At 44.1% G+C, this 17,457-nt stretch carries 12 protein-coding genes and 4 tRNA genes; 7 read left to right on the forward strand and 9 right to left on the reverse strand.

From position 1 onward, the window contains the following. Nucleotides 1–79: 79 nt before the first annotated feature. The 6 genes from B9T38_RS00595 (at nt 80) to B9T38_RS00620 (ending at nt 10,251) form a co-directional block, all read left to right on the forward strand. Complete coding sequence (locus tag B9T38_RS00595; RefSeq protein WP_086194947.1) at nt 80–3,358, forward strand: lytic transglycosylase; 3,279 nt, start codon at nt 80–82, stop codon at nt 3,356–3,358. Nucleotides 3,359–3,386: 28 nt separating this feature from the next. Then, nucleotides 3,387–5,225, forward strand: a complete 1,839-nt coding sequence (locus tag B9T38_RS00600; protein ID WP_086194948.1) for an extracellular solute-binding protein — start codon at nt 3,387–3,389, stop codon at nt 5,223–5,225. 39 nt (nt 5,226–5,264) lie between these two features. Beyond that, entirely contained in the window at nt 5,265–6,329 is a 1,065-nt protein-coding gene (locus tag B9T38_RS00605; protein WP_086194949.1) for a microcin C ABC transporter permease YejB, read from the forward strand. Continuing rightward, the gene (locus B9T38_RS00610; protein ID WP_086194950.1) at nt 6,329–7,342 is read left to right on the forward strand and encodes an ABC transporter permease; all 1,014 of its coding nucleotides are present in this window, start codon (nt 6,329–6,331) and stop codon (nt 7,340–7,342) included. The genes B9T38_RS00605 and B9T38_RS00610 overlap by 1 nt, the downstream gene beginning before the upstream one ends. Further along, entirely contained in the window at nt 7,317–8,906 is a 1,590-nt protein-coding gene (locus B9T38_RS00615) for an ABC transporter ATP-binding protein (RefSeq protein WP_086194951.1), read from the forward strand. Before B9T38_RS00610 ends, B9T38_RS00615 begins: the two co-directional genes overlap by 26 nt. Before the next feature lie 100 nt (nt 8,907–9,006). Further along, nucleotides 9,007–10,251 (forward strand): NADH:flavin oxidoreductase/NADH oxidase family protein, encoded by a 1,245-nt coding sequence (locus B9T38_RS00620; RefSeq protein WP_086194952.1) that lies wholly within the window; start codon nt 9,007–9,009, stop codon nt 10,249–10,251. A gap of 222 nt (nt 10,252–10,473) precedes the next feature. On the opposite strand, the gene B9T38_RS00625 is transcribed toward B9T38_RS00620, so the two are convergent. The 9 genes from B9T38_RS00625 to pyrC form a co-directional block, all read right to left on the reverse strand. Beyond that, nucleotides 10,474–10,549 (reverse strand) — tRNA-Glu (locus tag B9T38_RS00625). Nucleotides 10,550–10,559: 10 nt separating this feature from the next. Further along, nucleotides 10,560–10,635 (reverse strand) — tRNA-Glu (locus B9T38_RS00630). 127 nt (nt 10,636–10,762) lie between these two features. Continuing rightward, the gene (locus B9T38_RS00635) at nt 10,763–11,656 is read right to left on the reverse strand and encodes an alpha/beta fold hydrolase domain-containing protein (protein ID WP_086194953.1); all 894 of its coding nucleotides are present in this window, start codon (nt 11,654–11,656) and stop codon (nt 10,763–10,765) included. 80 nt (nt 11,657–11,736) lie between these two features. Continuing rightward, nucleotides 11,737–13,155, reverse strand: a complete 1,419-nt coding sequence (locus B9T38_RS00640) for an amino acid permease (RefSeq protein ID WP_086194954.1) — start codon at nt 13,153–13,155, stop codon at nt 11,737–11,739. Between the two features lie 110 nt (nt 13,156–13,265). Continuing rightward, nucleotides 13,266–13,341 (reverse strand) — tRNA-Glu (locus tag B9T38_RS00645). A gap of 419 nt (nt 13,342–13,760) precedes the next feature. After that, nucleotides 13,761–13,922, reverse strand: coding sequence for a hypothetical protein (locus B9T38_RS16680; protein WP_171263130.1), 162 nt, complete (start codon nt 13,920–13,922; stop codon nt 13,761–13,763). 315 nt (nt 13,923–14,237) lie between these two features. After that, nucleotides 14,238–14,313 (reverse strand) — tRNA-Glu (locus B9T38_RS00650). A gap of 20 nt (nt 14,314–14,333) precedes the next feature. Further along, the gene (gene rnt, locus B9T38_RS00655) at nt 14,334–14,993 is read right to left on the reverse strand and encodes a ribonuclease T (protein WP_086194955.1); all 660 of its coding nucleotides are present in this window, start codon (nt 14,991–14,993) and stop codon (nt 14,334–14,336) included. After that, nucleotides 14,978–16,012, reverse strand: a complete 1,035-nt coding sequence (pyrC, locus tag B9T38_RS00660; RefSeq protein WP_086195131.1) for a dihydroorotase — start codon at nt 16,010–16,012, stop codon at nt 14,978–14,980. Before pyrC ends, rnt begins: the two co-directional genes overlap by 16 nt. A gap of 151 nt (nt 16,013–16,163) precedes the next feature. On the opposite strand from pyrC, the gene B9T38_RS00665 reads away from it, so the two are divergent. Next, nucleotides 16,164–17,441, forward strand: a complete 1,278-nt coding sequence (locus B9T38_RS00665; RefSeq protein WP_086194956.1) for a GGDEF domain-containing protein — start codon at nt 16,164–16,166, stop codon at nt 17,439–17,441. Nucleotides 17,442–17,457 lie beyond the last annotated feature (16 nt).

Here is a 17,457-nt window from a genome sequence, read left to right on the forward strand (position 1 = left end):
ATCCCTTGTGTCTCCCTCATGCTTCACTACAATGGCAGATCTAAAAAATAAATTTTATACGAGTTGTTTGGATTTTTTTATGTATAAACCAACCGCGATTTTGTGGCAGCCTACATTACCCAATTTTTTAAAAATAACAGTACTGGGTTCAGCTTTAGCTGCATTGGGACTGTCAGGCTGTTCTTCAAGCCAAAGTGTGACACATGGCTCAAAATCGAAAATGGTGGGTTCATCCGGATACCTGGATGCCGACAGCTTGGATTCATTGGAAGATTTATTGTCTGCAACAGACATGAGCGCAGTAGAAGGCGATCGCCTGCTGATCTTGAAACATGGTGATGTCTGGAAGCGTATGACCGTCGGTTTCAAGATGGATCAGAGCCATTGGGACTCCCGTATTGAAGCACAGCGCGGCTGGTTCATTTCCCGACAACCTTATCTGGACCGTTTAAGTGCCCGTGCTTCACGTTATCTTTATCATACGGTGAAAGAAGCGGAACGCCGTGGTTTGCCAACAGAACTGGCTTTATTGCCGATTATTGAAAGTTCCTATGACCCTGCAGCGACCAGTAGTGCAGCTGCTGCGGGGATGTGGCAATTTATTCCAAGTACCGGACGGATTTATGGTTTAAGACAGACCAGTCTGTATGATGGCCGTCGTGATGTGGTGGAATCGACCCGTGCAGCCTATGAGTTTTTGGGCGGCTTATATAACCAGTTTGGTTCATGGGAATTGGCTTTGGCGGCTTATAATGCGGGTCCGGGACGGATCCAGCAGGCGATTAACCGCAATAAGGCAGCCGGCTTGCCTACAGATTACTGGTCACTGAAACTGCCTCAGGAAACCATGAACTATGTGCCACGCTTCCTGGCCGTAGCGCAAATTATTAAAAATCCGGGGGCCTATGGGGTGTCTTTACCACCAATTGCCAACCGTCCTCACTTTAGGGAGGTATCGGTCGGGCCGGTAAACTTAAATGAAGTGGCCTCTATTACCGGTTTAAGCCGTGCCGAGCTGTACCAGTTAAATCCAGGACATCGTGGGGACTGGGTTGATGAGCAAAGCCCGATGAAGATCATTATTCCTGCGGATTTAAGCCCTGCTATTGATGCACGGCTCAAGAAACTCTCACCGAGTTCAGGTGCGCTATGGGCAAGCACGGCAAAACCCTTTACTCCGGAAAGAAGTAATCCGCCTGAGCTAAATACGCAAGTGATTAATCCGGCCAAAACAGCACCACCGGTATTAGCTACAAACACGCCTAAAAGTTCGCAGCCAGCCACTGTTACCCCAGTGAATGCGGCAAATCCTGTTGCAGTAACAAAGCCTTCAAGTAGCAAACGTATGGCTACGCCTCAAGGCTCTGATGCCTTGGCATCTTTTGCTGCAAATAGCGATATTCCAAGTGCACCACGTATTCCTGTTGCGGTGAGTCAGGTGGCGAATGTCAAGCCTGTGACGGTAGAACCTCCATTGTCTGCTGCTGAGCGTGAGCAGATTATGGCGGCAGTGAAAGCAGAAGGTGAAAATAAAACGTTAGAACAGGTACTGCAACCGGTAGCCAGTAAAGCTGAACAGGAAAAAGTCGTAGCAGAAATTAAAGCGATTGCACCGCAAGGCACCGAAATTGTCGATCCGTTTGACGGCAAAATTAAGTTAACGGCCATTCAAACCAGTTTGTCGGTCGCTGAACAGCAAGGCAAGGAGTTAACCAAAGGTTTCGCTTATCCAAAAGGTGTGGCGGAAAGTACCAAGCCTGATTCAGATGAAGCTAAACGTAACCAGGGTAAAAATTACGTTAAGACAGATACTGAAATTGTAGTGGTTGCACCGAAAGGAAAACGCAGTACCTATACCGTTCAACAGGGTGATACTTTAGCCGTTATTGCCATGAAAAATGGCCTGAACTGGCGTGATGTAGCCAAATGGAACCAGATTGATCCAAACTCGCCGCTGTACGTGGGAACCAGTATTTATTTATATGATGCTAAACCACAAAATAGCGAAAAAAATACCGAAACATCTTCATCGGCCAAGTCTAAAGCACAGCCTGAAACCTATGTAGTTCAGGCCAATGACAGTCTGACCGGAGTGGCCAGCCAGTTTGGCTTGTCGGTGAAGCAGCTGGCAGATTTCAACAACTTATCGGTTAGCAGTGGTTTGCGCGTAGGTCAAAAATTATCGTTAAAAGAAACTGCTCAAAGTCATTCCGATATTGTTGAAACTAAGAACAATAATTCAAAATCCGCTGCTAAAGTGAAGACCAAATCTTATGTGGTCAAACGTGGTGAATATCTCAAACTGATTGCTGACCGTTATGCCTTATCTAATCAGGAGTTGGCCGATTTAACCAGCGGATTAACTGCGGGCAGCAGCTTAATGGTGGGACAAAAAATTAATGTGCCACTGCATGAAGTAAACAGCAAGCCAGAAGAAAAAACAGCTCCAGTTAAAATAGATCCGGTAGTTATTGAGCCATCCTATAAAACGGAAAATTATCAGGTGCAACGTGGCGATACCCTGTCGAGTATTGCAGCCAAATCGAAAATTTCCTTAACCGAACTGGCACAGCTGAATAAATTATCCAACAACAGTGGCGTTCGGGTAGGTCAAACTTTGAAGATTCCTGTAAGTTCAACTGTTCCGGAGAGTTATACCGTGCAATCTGGGGATAGTCTGTCGGCCATTTCTGCCAAATACAATTTAGGCATGGATTATATTGCTAATATCAACGGTATTAACCGCAATACGGGTTTACGTGTAGGACAGCGTTTAAAATTGACTGGTGAAGAGCTAGTGGCAGCATCTAACAAAGTAGAAGCGAAAATTGAAAAAGTCAGCTTTGAAAAGAGTGATAGCCATGTGGTTAAATCTGGCGAAACATTAAGCAATATTGCGAAAAAATATCATTTACAGCTGGATTATTTAGCTGCATTGAATGGCTTAACCCGCAATTCTACTGTCCGTATTGGGCAACGTTTAAAAATTGACGGGGATCTGCCAAAACTGGATGCTAAAGTGGATGAGCCTATCGCAAAAGCAGTGAAATCATCTAAAAATACTGATGCGTATACTGTGAAAGCGGGCGAGTCCTTAAATGCGATTGCCAATCGGACTGGGGTATCGGTAGCTGAATTGGCAGCACTGAATGACCTTAGCACGCGTTCAGGTTTACGTGTCGGTCAGCAAATTGTGATTCCTAAAACTGTGGTTGAATATAAAGTCAAACGTGGCGATACCCTGATTGGGCTGGCCAGCCGTTATGGTCTGGAAAGTTCGAAACTTGCAGAAATGAATGATATGCAACCCAATAAACAATTGCGAATTGGTGATGTGATTAAAGTTCCAAACTTATAATAAATGCAAAGACAGGGAGTCAGTTTAGATGTCATTTGCCAGGGCTAAATATTGGGGTTTTGCATGGGGGCTTAGTCTTTTGACACAAGGGCTATGGGCTGCCGTGCAGACTACGCCCTATATTGCCATTCATAGCCAGCCAAAATATGCTGGCTTGTCGGTCATGCCCTATGCCAATCCCCAAGCACCTAAAGGCGGTTATTTAAGTACTGCCAGTAATGGGACTTTTGACAATTTAAACAGTATGAATGGCAAAGGCAGCTCAACCGATGGTGTGGAGTATCTGTTTGATTCGCTGATGTCAAATTCGCTGGATGAGCCGGGGGTGATGTATCCCTTGCTGGCCGAAAAAGTGACTTATGATCCCAAGCAGACCCAATATGTCATTTTCCATCTTAATCCCAAAGCACGTTTTAGCGATGGCAGTGCAGTGACTGCCGAAGATGTCAAATTCACTTTTGATACCTATAAAACTAAGTCTAATCCGGGACTGCAAATGTATCTGGCCGATCTGGATAAAACCGAAGTATTGTCCAAATATACAGTCAAGATGAGTTTTAAGTCTGCCAATAATGCAGAGATGCCGCTGATTCTGGCGCAAATGCCAATTTATTCAAAACGCGATTGGCAGAAGAAAGATTTCACCCGGGTCACCATGCAACCGATTTTGGGATCAGGGCCGTACCTGATTGACCGGATTGATGCAGGTCGTAGCATCAGCTATAAACGCAATCCAAATTACTGGGGCAAAGACCTGCCGGTCAATAAAGGCCGATATAATTTTGATCGCCTGAAATATGTCTATTACCGCAATCTGGACATTGCCTTTGAAGGTTTTAAGTCGGGGCAATATACCCTGCATGAAGAATTTACCGCGCGTAAATGGGTGACTGAATATCGCTTTCCTGCGATAAAAGCAGGGATGGTGGTGAAATACCGCTTTCAGCACCATAACCCGATTCCAACACAAAGTTTTGTCTTTAATACCCGCCGTACACCTTTGCAGGATATCAGGTTTCGCCAGGCCATCACCTACGCTTATGATTTTGAATGGCAAAACAAGGCGCTGTTTTACGGACAGTATCGACGCTTACAAAGCTATTTTGCCAACAGTGAACTGGAGGCTAAAGGCACGCCAAGCCCTGCGGAGCTGGCGATTTTAAAACCCTATCTAGCCCGACTGAATCCGATTCAACGTCAGGGGGGGGTGAAGAATTGGAAATATCCGGTGTCGGATGCCAGCGGATTTAACCGCAATAATCTGCTGACTGCACGCCAGTTGCTCATCAAAGCCGGCTATACCTTTAAAAATAGCCGTTTGCTCGATACCCAGGGTAAGCCGATCCGGATTGAATTTTTAATCCATCAGGATGGTTTGCAGCGTACCCTGATGCCTTTTATTCGCAATATGAAACGTTTGGGCGTGGAAGTGGCGATCCGCCATGTCGATGTGCCGCAGTATATCGAGCGCATGCGGACCAAGGATTTTGACATGACCACCAACGTAATGCCGCAGTCGCTCAATCCGGGCAATGAGCAGGCGCAGTTCTGGGGCAGTGCATCTGCAGATCAGCCGGGTAACTACAACTATGCAGGCATTAAGAATCCTGTGATTGATGCAATAGTACAGCAGGTTATTCATGCACCGAGCCGTGAGCAACTGGTGCTGAAAACCCGGGTGCTGGATCGTTTATTGCGTGCCGGTTATTATCAAATTCCGACCTATGGCAAGGGTGAAAACTGGTTTGCTTACTGGAACATGTATCATCAACCGAAAGTGAAACCGAAGTTGTCATCGGGCATTGACTACTGGTGGAGTGATGCTGGGCAAGCGCAAAAAGTCACCCGGTATTTAGGTCAAAAATAAACAATAAGTCATAACGCAGGCACAGGGAACACTGTTTCGATGGGCATATATATATTAAAAAGACTGCTGCTGATTATTCCAACGCTGTTTTTCATTTTGTTGATTAACTTTGTGGTGATCCAGATTGCGCCGGGTGGACCGGTTGAGCAAGCCATTCAACAGGCAGAAGCTTTTCAGGGCCTGGGTGCAACAGGTGGCGAAACTGCTGCTGCAAAAAATAATTATCAGGGAGCAAAAGGTTTAAGTGCAGAAATGGTGGAAAAGATTAAAGCCCAATACGGCTTTGATCAGCCTGCGCACATCCGCTTCTGGGACATGCTGAAAAGTTATGCCAGCTTCGATTTTGGCAGCAGTTTTTTTAAAGACAAGCCGGTGACGCAATTGTTGTGGGAAAAAATGCCGGTGTCCTTGTCTCTGGGATTATGGAGCACTTTGCTGATTTATCTGGTATCTATTCCTTTGGGTATTAAAAAAGCCCGGCAGCATGGCATGCTGTTTGATAAATCTACGTCGTTGTTACTGGCGATTGGTTATGCCGTTCCAGCTTTTGTATTTGCAGTGTTACTGATTGTGTTCTTTGCGGGTGGTTCCTATTTTCAGTGGTTCCCGCTGCAAGGCCTGGTGTCGGAAAATTTTCACAGCCTAAGCTGGCTGGGCAAAATCAAAGACTATTTCTGGCATATGACCTTGCCTTTAATGGCGATGGTGATTGGCGGCTTTGCCGGGCTGACCTATTTGACCAAATATTCCTTTATGGAAGAATTAAACAAGCAGTATGTACTGGCAGCGCGCTCTAAAGGCCTGACAGAATCACGGGTACTCTATGGTCATGTTTTTCGTAATGCCATGCTGATAGTGATTGCCGGTTTGCCTGAAGCGCTGATCGGGATTTTCTTTGTTGGCAACCTGTTTATTGAAATTATCTTCAATCTGGATGGTTTGGGGCTGCTGGGCTTTGAAGCCATCCAGCAGCGTGATTATCCGGTTATTTTCGGAACCCTGTTCTTATTTACCTTGCTGGGTCTGATTCTGCGATTAATCAGTGATGTGCTGTATCAGGTGATTGACCCGCGGATTAATTTTGATTCGCGAGGTGCTGAATAATGTCCCCGTTAATGCAAGCACGCCTGAAACGCTTTCAGGAAAATAAACTCGGTTTTGGCTGCTTAATCCTTTTTGCCGTGATTTTTGTGTTGTCGCTGGCTTCTGAACTGATCGCCAACGATAAACCGCTGTTGGTAAGCTATAAACATTCACTGTATGTGCCGGTGTTCAAGTCTTATCCGGAAACGACTTTTGGCGGGGTGTTTGAAACTGAAGCTGATTATAAAGACCCGGTCGTGCAGCAATTGATTGATGAAAAAGGCTGGGCGATCTGGCCACTGATTCAATATTCCTATCAAACACCCAATTTGGAACTAGCAGTACCGGTGCCATCTGCACCGACCTCGCAAAACTGGTTAGGTACCGATGATCAGGGACGTGATGTATTGGCCCGTATTCTATATGGTTTGAGGGTTTCACTGCTATTTGGTTTTGCACTCACAATTGCATCAGCGCTTTTAGGTATTGCTGTAGGTACGATTCAGGGCTATTACGGTGGCTGGGTCGATTTATTGGGACAGCGTATCCTGGAGGTATGGGGTGGTTTGCCGATGCTATTCATGGTGATGATTCTGGTCAGCATGTTTACTCCAAACGTCTACTGGCTGTTTCTGATCATGCTGTTATTTGGCTGGACCACTTTGGTCGGTCTGGTACGTGTGGAATTTTTAAAGGCGCGTCATCTGGACTACGTCCGTGCCGCACGTAGTCTGGGCGTCACAGACCGAACCATTATGCTGCGCCACATCTTGCCCAATGCCATGAGTTCCAGCCTGTCACAGCTCCCTTTTATGCTCACAGCCAACATCACTGCACTGACGGCATTGGACTTTTTAGGCTACGGTTTACCACCGGATGCAGCCTCTTTAGGCGAGCTGTTGTTGCAGGGTAAATCCAACCTGAATTCACCATGGCTGGCACTATCCGGCTTCTTTACTCTGGCCATTGTCCTATCTTTACTGATTTATATTGGGGAGGCGACACGTGATGCATTCGATCCAAGACGCCAATAATCCGCAAGCCTTGTTAAGCGTGCAGCATTTAAATATCCGGCAAGCAGAGCATGTGCTGGTAGCTGACCTGAATTTTCAGTTGCATGCCGGTGAAACCGTTGCACTGGTCGGTGAAAGTGGTTCGGGTAAGTCGATTAGCAGTTTGGCTTTACTCGGACTGTTACCCAGTACTTTGAAGATTCAAGGTCAGGCCTTATTGGGACAGCAAAATCTACTGGCACTGAAAACTGAACAGTTACGACAAATTCGTGGCCAGAAAATTGCCATGATTTTTCAGGAACCGATGACGGCTTTAAATCCCTTGCACAGGGTGGAAAAAATTATTGGTGAAACCTTATTGCTGCAAGGCTGGTCCAAACAAAAGGCCAAAGCACGAATTATTGAATTATTAAAAGATGTCGGCATTCCCGACCCTGAAGAGAAATTGCGCCGTTATCCGCATGAGCTTTCTGGCGGACAGCGGCAGCGCGTGATGATTGCCATGGCACTGGCCTTAGATCCGGACATTCTGATTGCCGATGAGCCGACCACAGCACTGGATGTTACCTTGCAAGCACAGATTTTAAAACTGCTTAAATCTTTGCAGCAAAGCCGAAATATGGCGATGATTCTGATCAGCCATGATCTTAATCTGGTACGTCGCTATGCCGATCAGGTCATTGTAATGAACAAAGGTGTAGTAGAAGAACAGGGCAGCGTAGCGGAAATATTTCAACATCCGAAACAGGCCTATACTCGTGATTTGCTGAATCATGATTTTGGTGAAGCGCTGCATATTCCAGAAGCTGAAAATTTATTGACCTTAAAGCAGGTTGCGGTGAAGTTCCCGATCAAGCAGGGATTACTCAACTGGGTCAAAGACTACTTTATTGCGGTCGAGCCTTTGGACTTACAGTTAGCCCAAGGTGAATCGATTGGCATTGTCGGGGAAAGTGGTTCAGGTAAAAGTTCACTGGCTTTGGCCATTAGCCGCTTGATTAAAAGTGACGGTGAAATTGTGCTGCTTGGCACAGATTTAAATCGGTGCAATGAAAAACAGTTACGGCCTTTACGCGCTGAATTTCAGATTGTGTTTCAAGACCCGTTTAGCAGTTTAAATCCACGTTTGAATGTGGAGCAAACCATTGGTGAGGGATTGGGCTTAAAAAAACTCTCATCGACTGAAATATCAGAGCGGATTGATGAGGCCCTGGAAAAAGTGGAATTGCCCATCAGCTTTAGAATCCGTTATCCACATGAGTTGTCAGGTGGGCAACGTCAGCGTGTCGCCTTGGCACGCGCTTTGGTGTTGAGTCCTAAACTGCTGATACTGGATGAACCGACCTCGGCGCTGGACCGTACCACGCAGCGCGCCATAGTGAAATTACTCAGACGTTTGCAGCAGGAACATCAGATCAGTTATCTGTTTATCAGCCATGACCTGCAAGTGGTTAAAGCCCTGTGTCAGAAAGTGCTGGTGTTACGTCGGGCGCAGGTCATGGAATTTCAAGACACTGAACAGTTGTTTTTAAATCCGAAAACTGAATATACCCGGCAGCTGATTGAGGCCAGTCAGTATATTTGAAGTTACTGACAAGTCATATTGTCAAATAGCCTATTGACGAATTGTATATTCAGGTTAGAGTTTTCACTCTATATAAATACAAATAAGTCAGGATTGAGAGATGAGCCATCTTGCTGAAGCAACCATCATTCGACATACCACCTTTAAAAATAGAATTATCAAAGCCGCAATGAGTGAAGCTCTGGCAAATGATGCAGGTCAGCCCAGCCAGTTGCATTTTAATCTTTATGAAACCTGGGCCAAAGGTGGCTTGGGCTGTGCCATTACCGGTAATGTGATGGTAGATTTCCGCGCCAAAAATGAACCGGGCGTGGTGGTGATTGATTCAGAACGCGATTTGGCCAAGCTACAGCAATGGGCAGCGCTCGGCAAGAAATATGACATGGTACAACTGGTTCAATTGTCCCATCCCGGCCGCCAGTGTCCTAAAGGTCTAAATAGGGAAACCGTAGCACCTTCGACTGTGCCTTTTTCTCCTGCACTGGCAACCACCTTTGGCACACCACGTGAATTACGTGAAGATGAGATTCTCGATATTATCCAGCGTTTTGCCATTTCTGCACAAATCTGCGAAAAAGCTGGCTTTGAGGGCATACAGTTGCATGGTGCGCATGGTTATCTGATCAGCCAGTTTTTATCGCCATTGACCAACAAACGTCAGGATCAATGGGGTGGTCCGATTGAAAACCGGATGCGCTTCCTGCTGGAAATTTATAAGGCTGTCCGTGCGGCAACCTCGGATCAATTTATCATTTCCGTGAAACTGAACTCGGCTGATTTCCAGCGTGGCGGCATTACCGAAGATGAAGTAGTTGCGGTCTTTAAAGCCATAGATGCTGCTGGAATCGATCTGATTGAGATTTCTGGCGGAACCTATGAAGCTCCGGCTATGGCGGGCGCGAAAGAGGATAAGCGCAAAGCCAGTAGCATTGCACGTGAAGCTTATTTCCTCGATTTTGCCGAGAAAATCCGTAAGGAAGTGCAGTGTCATTTAATGGTGACTGGTGGCTTCCGTACTGTAGAAGGGATGAACGCAGCACTCGACAGTGGCGCGTGTGATTTTATTGGTATTGCCCGTCCATTGGCGGTGGAAACCGATTTAACCGATCGACTGATCGCTGGACAGGACGTTCGTTATGCGGTGAATAAAATTAAAACCGGCATTCCGATGGTCGATAAAATGGCAATTATGGAAATTATCTGGTATGCCGCACAGTTTAAGGATATTGCGCGTGGTAAACGTCCAAATCCAAAACTGTCACCGCTGAAAGTATTTTTGAAATATGCCAAAAACAATATTACCGCAATGATTAAAGGGCAGATTAATTCACGCCGTAGTGCTTAACTGGATGACTGGGCTTTAGACCAGTAAGACTGAAACTGCACAGCAACAGCAGACCATCGTTCTTTTTTTCCGTGTACATTGAAAGGCAGGTCTGCTCTATTTTTATAATTTCTTTAGATGTACAGCAAAGATCAAGCAATATTGAAATTCAATCCATTTAAAAACAAAAAAGCCTGATTCATGACGATCAGGCTTTTTGCTGAGATATTACTCTCTCGAATATGGCGACCCTACGGGGATTCGAACCCCGGTTACCGCCGTGAAAGGGCGATGTCCTAGGCCTCTAGACGATAGGGTCATCTAAGTATTGGCGTCCCTACGGGGAGTCGAACCCCGGTTACCGCCGTGAAAGGGCGATGTCCTAGGCCTCTAGACGATAGGGACGTTTCAGAGGTGGGCGTATAATAGGGTGGATAGGACACCCTGTCAAACCTTTTTCTGGGATAATGTTTAAAAATAGACTCAACTGAATAAAAATAAAACAAATGTATGAAATGTGTTTTGAAAATCACTATTTTTCTGCGCTTAAACCCCCAATGATGCTGTTGACCACCGCTGGATGCTGTAAGTAACCGATAATACTGTGAGGATTATAAAAAGATGTAGTAATCGCTTGGTTAATGATCGGTGGCTGAAAATTGAAAGGTGCTTCTGATAAAGGAAAAGCAGTCAAAAAATCATCGGGTGAATAAAAATTAAACCAGTCACCCTGCAGTTGGGGTGGTCTGGAAATTGGGGTGACGAGTTTTTCCTGAATGACTCTAAAAGCCAGGGGAGAGCCTAGGGTAATAAAGCGCTGAATTCTAAAATGCGGATATTGATGCAGCAGGTTATAGGTAATGACCGAACCGAGGGAATGCGCCACAATAATATGATCTAGCTCGGGATGAAGATAAGACATGATCCGGTAATGGACTTCATGCATGAAATCGGGATTGGATAAATATAAATAGGTTTCAATCAGGAATTTATGGATGAATGTTTCATGTAGCTTGGGATAATGATTTAGAAATAGTGCCAGTTCCTTAAATGCATGATCTCTGGTAAGTGCGCTAATGAGGGCCAATCGCTGCGTGAATGACTCAGAGCTTTCGGGATTTACACTCGGTAATCTGCTCGCACAGGGATGATGTTCCGGGACAATGGTAGTGTTATGTCTTAAATGAAAGGGAAGATGAAAATGGGAGATGGACTTGGGTAAAAAGGTCTCCAGATCCAGGCTGTTATATAAATGATGTTTGCTGAGCAAATCGCCATAAAAAGGAAAGCGCAGTTCCAGAGCCTTAAGATCAATATTTTGCCGGGAATTGCGTAGGCCGGTCTGAAAAGCGGATAGCCAATGCTGTTTTAATGAAGGTTGATCGTAATTCTGTTGATTCATGCCGTGAATAAAAATGATTTTCATACATGGTCAGAGCTTTTATAGAAAGGGTAGCTTGATTGAGCGTAAAAAAAAGAGCGGTACTTGACCACTCCTTTTCTGTGTTAGTTTTGCTTTCGATAGAAAACATGGTAACTGAGATAACAACCCGCAATAAACAGCAGGCAGCCAATAAAGCCGGCCAGCATTTCCGGATCTGCTGCCATACTGATACAGGTAATAAAACAGAACACAAAACCCAGAATCGGTACAATCGGGAACAGCGGTGCTGCAAAGCCTAGCTCTTGCACGGTATGACCGGCCTTATACCACTGACGACGGAAATTGAACTGGCTTAAGCAAATGCTCATCCAGACCACCACCATGGTAAATGCAGCTACACCCAGCAGGTTCTTGAAGATGGTTTCCGGTGCAAACTGCTCTGACAATAAGCCCGGAATCGCACCAAGCATGGTGACAATAATCGCCACAAAAGGAATGCCACGGTGGTTCACTTTAGAGAACACGGCAGGTAACTGTTTTTTGTCAGATAAAGACCACATCATGCGGGACGCGGCATATAAACCCGAGTTGGCTGCTGATAACAGCGCAGTGATAATCACAAAGCGGATGATATCTTCCGCATGTGGAATACCGATATAGGTAAATACTGTTACAAACGGACTGCTACTGACACCTTCAGCCCCCAAGCCTGCCATCTGATGCGGTAACAGTGCGCTAATCACTACAATTGTGCCGACAAAGAAAATCAGCAGTCGCCAGATGGCAGCATTGATGGCTTTGGGTACGTTTTTAGCCGGATCCTGGGTTTCACCTGCGGCAACACCAATCAGTTCAGTTCCAGAGAAAGCGAAGTTGACAATCAGCATGGTGGCGAAAATTGGAAATAAGCCTTGAGGAAACCAGCCCTGAGCCGTAATGTTGCTAAATAAAGGCGCAGAACTGTGACCCTGAAACGAAAGCACACCAAAAATTGCCAATAAGCCTAAAATAATAAAGCTAATCACGGTCACGACTTTGACCAGAGATAGCCAGAATTCAGACTCTGCAAATAACTTTGTTGAACTCATATTGAGCCCAAAAACAATAGCGGCAAAAACGATGGTCCAGATCCAGACTGAAATTTGCGGAAACCATTCCTGCATCAGCAAGGCTGCGGCGGTAAATTCGGTTCCAAGGGTGGCAGTCCAGGTCAGCCAGTACAACCAGGTAATCATATAACCGGTACCTGGACCAATATATCTGCGTGCATAGGTACCAAAAGAACCTGATTCGGGCATGTGTACCGCAAGTTCGCCCAGGCAAAGCATGACTGCATAGGCAATTAAACCGCCTAATACATAGGAGATGATGGCACCTACAGGCCCCGTTTGTGCAATGACTTCACCCGAACCTAAAAATAACCCCGTTCCGATTGCGCCGCCTAGCGAAATCATGACCAGATGTCGAGTACTCATAGCGCGTTTTAAAGGCGCAGAATTGCCCTGATGCGTAGCATCATTCGGAGTATGAGATGACTGCATAAGAGAAAATGAAAAAGAAAAATGAAGCGAACTATTGTAGTGAAAAACTACAAATCTGCAATGTAATAATGATAAGTGTTGAAGCTTGAATGATCGTATAGCACGATATATGGCGACCCTACGGGGATTCGAACCCCGGTTACCGCCGTGAAAGGGCGATGTCCTAGGCCTCTAGACGATAGGGTCGTTAGGAGGTGATGCGTATATTATGGATTTTTAATAAAGCTGTCAAACCTGTAATTGTGTTATTTTTAAAATATTGAATTAATTGCATAAAAAATGACAAATCTAAAATAAAAAAAAGCACAGTTTTTAAAAGCTACTTGATCTGTCACTTTAAAACAGTATGAATTTTTAGCACGATACAACTTGTATCAATGCGCCATCTAAGGATAACTGAAAGAGATGGCTTGTTGTGGTCTCTCTGTTTAGCGATGGCTTAGGTTTCCCATCAGACGAATGCTGCGAAGGTTGATAATAATAGTGCATAAGATAAATAATAAATTGAACGTATTATTTTAGGGGGGTACGTGAATTATCAAATAAATCAAATTTTCCATGATTCAGAGGAGTTGATGGAAAACTGAAATTTAAAAGACCACAAATTAGTGGTCTGGTGTTTGATATTTTTGAGCTTTCTCTTGTGCTGGAGCTGCTGCTGGCGTGATTGATGAATCTTTGTCTGGAGATTTATCTTTGCTGACGATATATAAATATAAAGCTGAGGGAAGAAGAATGATTAAAACAATAAAAGCTTTTTTCAACATGATTTCAGGGTCATTGATTTCAATAGAGTGAACTTAGCATGCAAATGGTGATAAAAAAAGGGTGCTGTAGCACTTAAGGCTAAACTTTAAAAATCAAGCTTTGAAAATGAATATTCAGGATAGGATGAGTAATTTTAGAAATAATGTTTGGTGATTATCCGCAAGTTATGACAGCCCTTTTAAAGGGCTATGGATGTGAATATGTGGGTCAAGGTTTTAATTTTAAAACATTTTCGGAAGTGAAAATAAAGGAGATGTAGTGCGCATCTAAAAGCTTAGATGAGTAGTTAGAGAAATAAAGAAGATAAAAATAGATGGCGTCCCTACGGGGATTCGAACCCCGGTTACCGCCGTGAAAGGGCGATGTCCTAGGCCTCTAGACGATAGGGACGTTTAGAAGATGGCGGTATCTTATTGATCCGCCACCAAGGTGTCAAGTAGATGGGGTGCGAGTTTGTTCAAAATATAGCAAAACAGTTCGGCCGTCTTTTGAGTGTCGTATAAAGCAGAGTGTGCTTCCTTACCATCGAACTCTATTCCAGCCTGAATACATGATTTTGCCAGTACAGTCTGACCAAACATCACAGCACTTAAAGTCACAGTATCAAACACCGAAAAACTGTGAAAAGGGTTTTGATTTTTAGTCCCCGTACGGGCAATGGCCGCTTGTACAAAGCCCAAATCGAAATGTGCATTATGGCCGACTAAAACGGCATGTGTACAGTTTTGCTGACGACGGACTTCATTGACCGATTTGAAAATGCGTTTTAATGCACTTTTTTCATCTTCCGCCATGGCAATGCGCATTGGGTTTGACGGATCTATACCAATAAATTCCAGAGAACGGCGGTCTAAATTCGCCCCTGCAAAAGGGTTAATATGTGCATGGTGTGCTTCACCAGGTACAAATTGGCCTTCTTCATTGTAAATGATTGGGATTGCTGCGATTTCCAGTAAGGCATCGGTATGTGAGTTAAAACCTGCTGTCTCGACATCGACAACAACAGGTAAAAATCCACGGAAACGCTGACCAATTACTGGTGTGGTTTCATCTGTCACACTTTTCTCCATTGGATGGTCTTACCCGCATACAATGGGATAATCTGTTCACCATCCAAATAGTCTAAACTTTCCGGAATAACTTGCTCTTCTTTGACCAAGGTAATGGTATTGGTATTGCGCGGCAGACCATAGAAGTCCGCACCGAAATGGCTGGCAAAACCTTCCAGACGGTCCAGTCGACCTGCCTGATCAAAAGCCTGAGCATATAATTCAATTGCGGTAGGGGCGCTATAGCAACCGGCACAGCCACAGGCATTTTCTTTGGCATTTTTTGAATGCGGCGCGCTGTCTGTACCCAGGAAAAATTTGGGATTAGAACTGGTTGCAACTTCAAGTAATGTTTGCTGATGGCTTTGACGTTTTAAAATCGGCAAACAATAGAAATGTGGTTTAATACCACCCACTAGCATATCGTTACGGTTGAACAGTAAATGCTGTGGGGTAATGGTAGCAGCTACATTGCGGTCTTGTTCAAGTACAAAATGTGCAGCATCGCTTGTGGTAATGTGTTCTAAAACCAATTTAAGCTTTGGAAACTGTTTTAAAAGCGGTGAAAGTACTTCATCTAAAAAGCGTTTTTCACGGTCAAAAATATCGACATGATTGTGGGTGACTTCACCGTGAAGCAACAATGGCACCTGATGTTCTTCAAGCTGTTCAATCACTGCATAGACTTTACTGATATCACTGACGCCATTGTCTGAATTTGTGGTTGCACCAGCTGGATACAGCTTGATGGCATTGACATGCTCAGATTCTTTAATTTTTTTGACTTCGCTTGGTTGAGTCTGGTCGGTAAAGTAAAGCACCATACGTGGATCAAATGCGACACCTTCAGGGACATGCGCCATAATGCGTTCGCGATAAGCCAATGCTTCCTCAACTGTTTTGATGGGAGGTACAGTATTTGGCATGCAGATAGCACGAGCAAACTGCTTGGCAAGATCGGGAACTGTGCGTTTTAAAGATAAACCGTCACGTAAGTGAGCATGCCAATCATCTGGCTGGAGAAGAGTGATTGTATTCAAGGCCATTTCAATCGAAGAAATAAAACAGATGATAATCCATAAAGTGTGAAAATGGTAACGAGAATTACAGACAAATGGTTATATATACATAATTCTAAATAAGAAAAATATGTTATTTTTAGTAACTAAAAGAATTAAGAAATGCTGGGCAATGGAATCCAAGTATAATCTAGCGAAATTACAATATGATAAAGAAAAAATAGAAGAGCTGATTATACGGCAAAGTCAGCGTATAGGTCAGGTTTTTCCCAAAAAAATGGAACAGGAATTTTGGTCGAAAAATTTGGAGCGTGCCCGTAAGCATGTACAAAAATATCTGTGGGGCGGCGTTTTATCTTACTTTATTTTTATTCTGGTGATTTTGCCCAGCGACTACTGGGTGATTGACAAACAGTATATCAGGCATGATTTTCTGAACTGTAGCCTAGGTTTGGCCAATGGTGCTGTATGCCTGCTGATTTTATTTTCTTTTTCACATTTTCCCAAATTGCGTCCCTATTTTTCTCTGGCTTCCATGGTGCTTATGTTTTGGGCCATGATTTCCATGTCCTGGTTGACTTTGACCGTAGAAACTGTTGCCTTACGCCAACAAGGTATGGCCATTCTATGCATGATTTACATCATGGGTTCCCTTATTTCCGGGGTAAAACCATTTCAGATGTTGATGACCGGATTTTTAGCGGCTTCGCTGACAGTCATTCTGTTTTTTCTGCTTCATGTTGATTTTGATGCCGTAGTACTTGGTCGTATTCTTTTTGGCAGTTGTGTGTTTGGTTATGTGATTAGTCATATGATTTTTGCGCGTGAACGAATGATTTATCTGTTTACAATGCGAACCAAAATTAGTGAAAAAATGCATCGGATTCATAATTCGGAATTATTGCATTTAAGTCAGCATGATGACCTGACTAAAATCTCAAACCGTCGTAGTTTCGATGAAATGATGGAAGTGTTTTACCAGCAAACCCGTCAAGAACGAAGTACTTTGGCGATCCTGTTTATTGATATTGATTTTTTTAAAAACTACAACGATTTTTATGGGCATCAGAAAGGCGATGATGTGATTTCCTCTATCGCCAAATCGATTAAAAATGCCATTCGGCATATGGATTTTGTTGCACGATATGGTGGGGAAGAGTTTGTGGTACTACTGCCTGAAACAGATGCTCATGGTGCCTATGCCGTAGCGTCAAATATCTATAAGGCCATCGAGCGTCTAGAAATTCCTCACGAGAAATCTTCAATCTCCGATTTTATTACCATTAGTTTAGGAATTACTGTTTATTATGGCGAAGCTGAGCTAAGCAAAGAAGAGTTATTAAAAATTGCTGATCAGGCTTTATATCGTGCCAAGAATTTAGGCCGTAACCAGATTTATTATCAATCTCTCCGTTCCAATATCGCTGCAACTGAATTTATAAAATCATAAACAGGTCAGATAAAAA

Source organism: Acinetobacter sp. ANC 4218 (assembly GCF_002135245.1).
In the GTDB taxonomy this organism is placed as follows: Bacteria; Pseudomonadota; Gammaproteobacteria; order Pseudomonadales; family Moraxellaceae; genus Acinetobacter.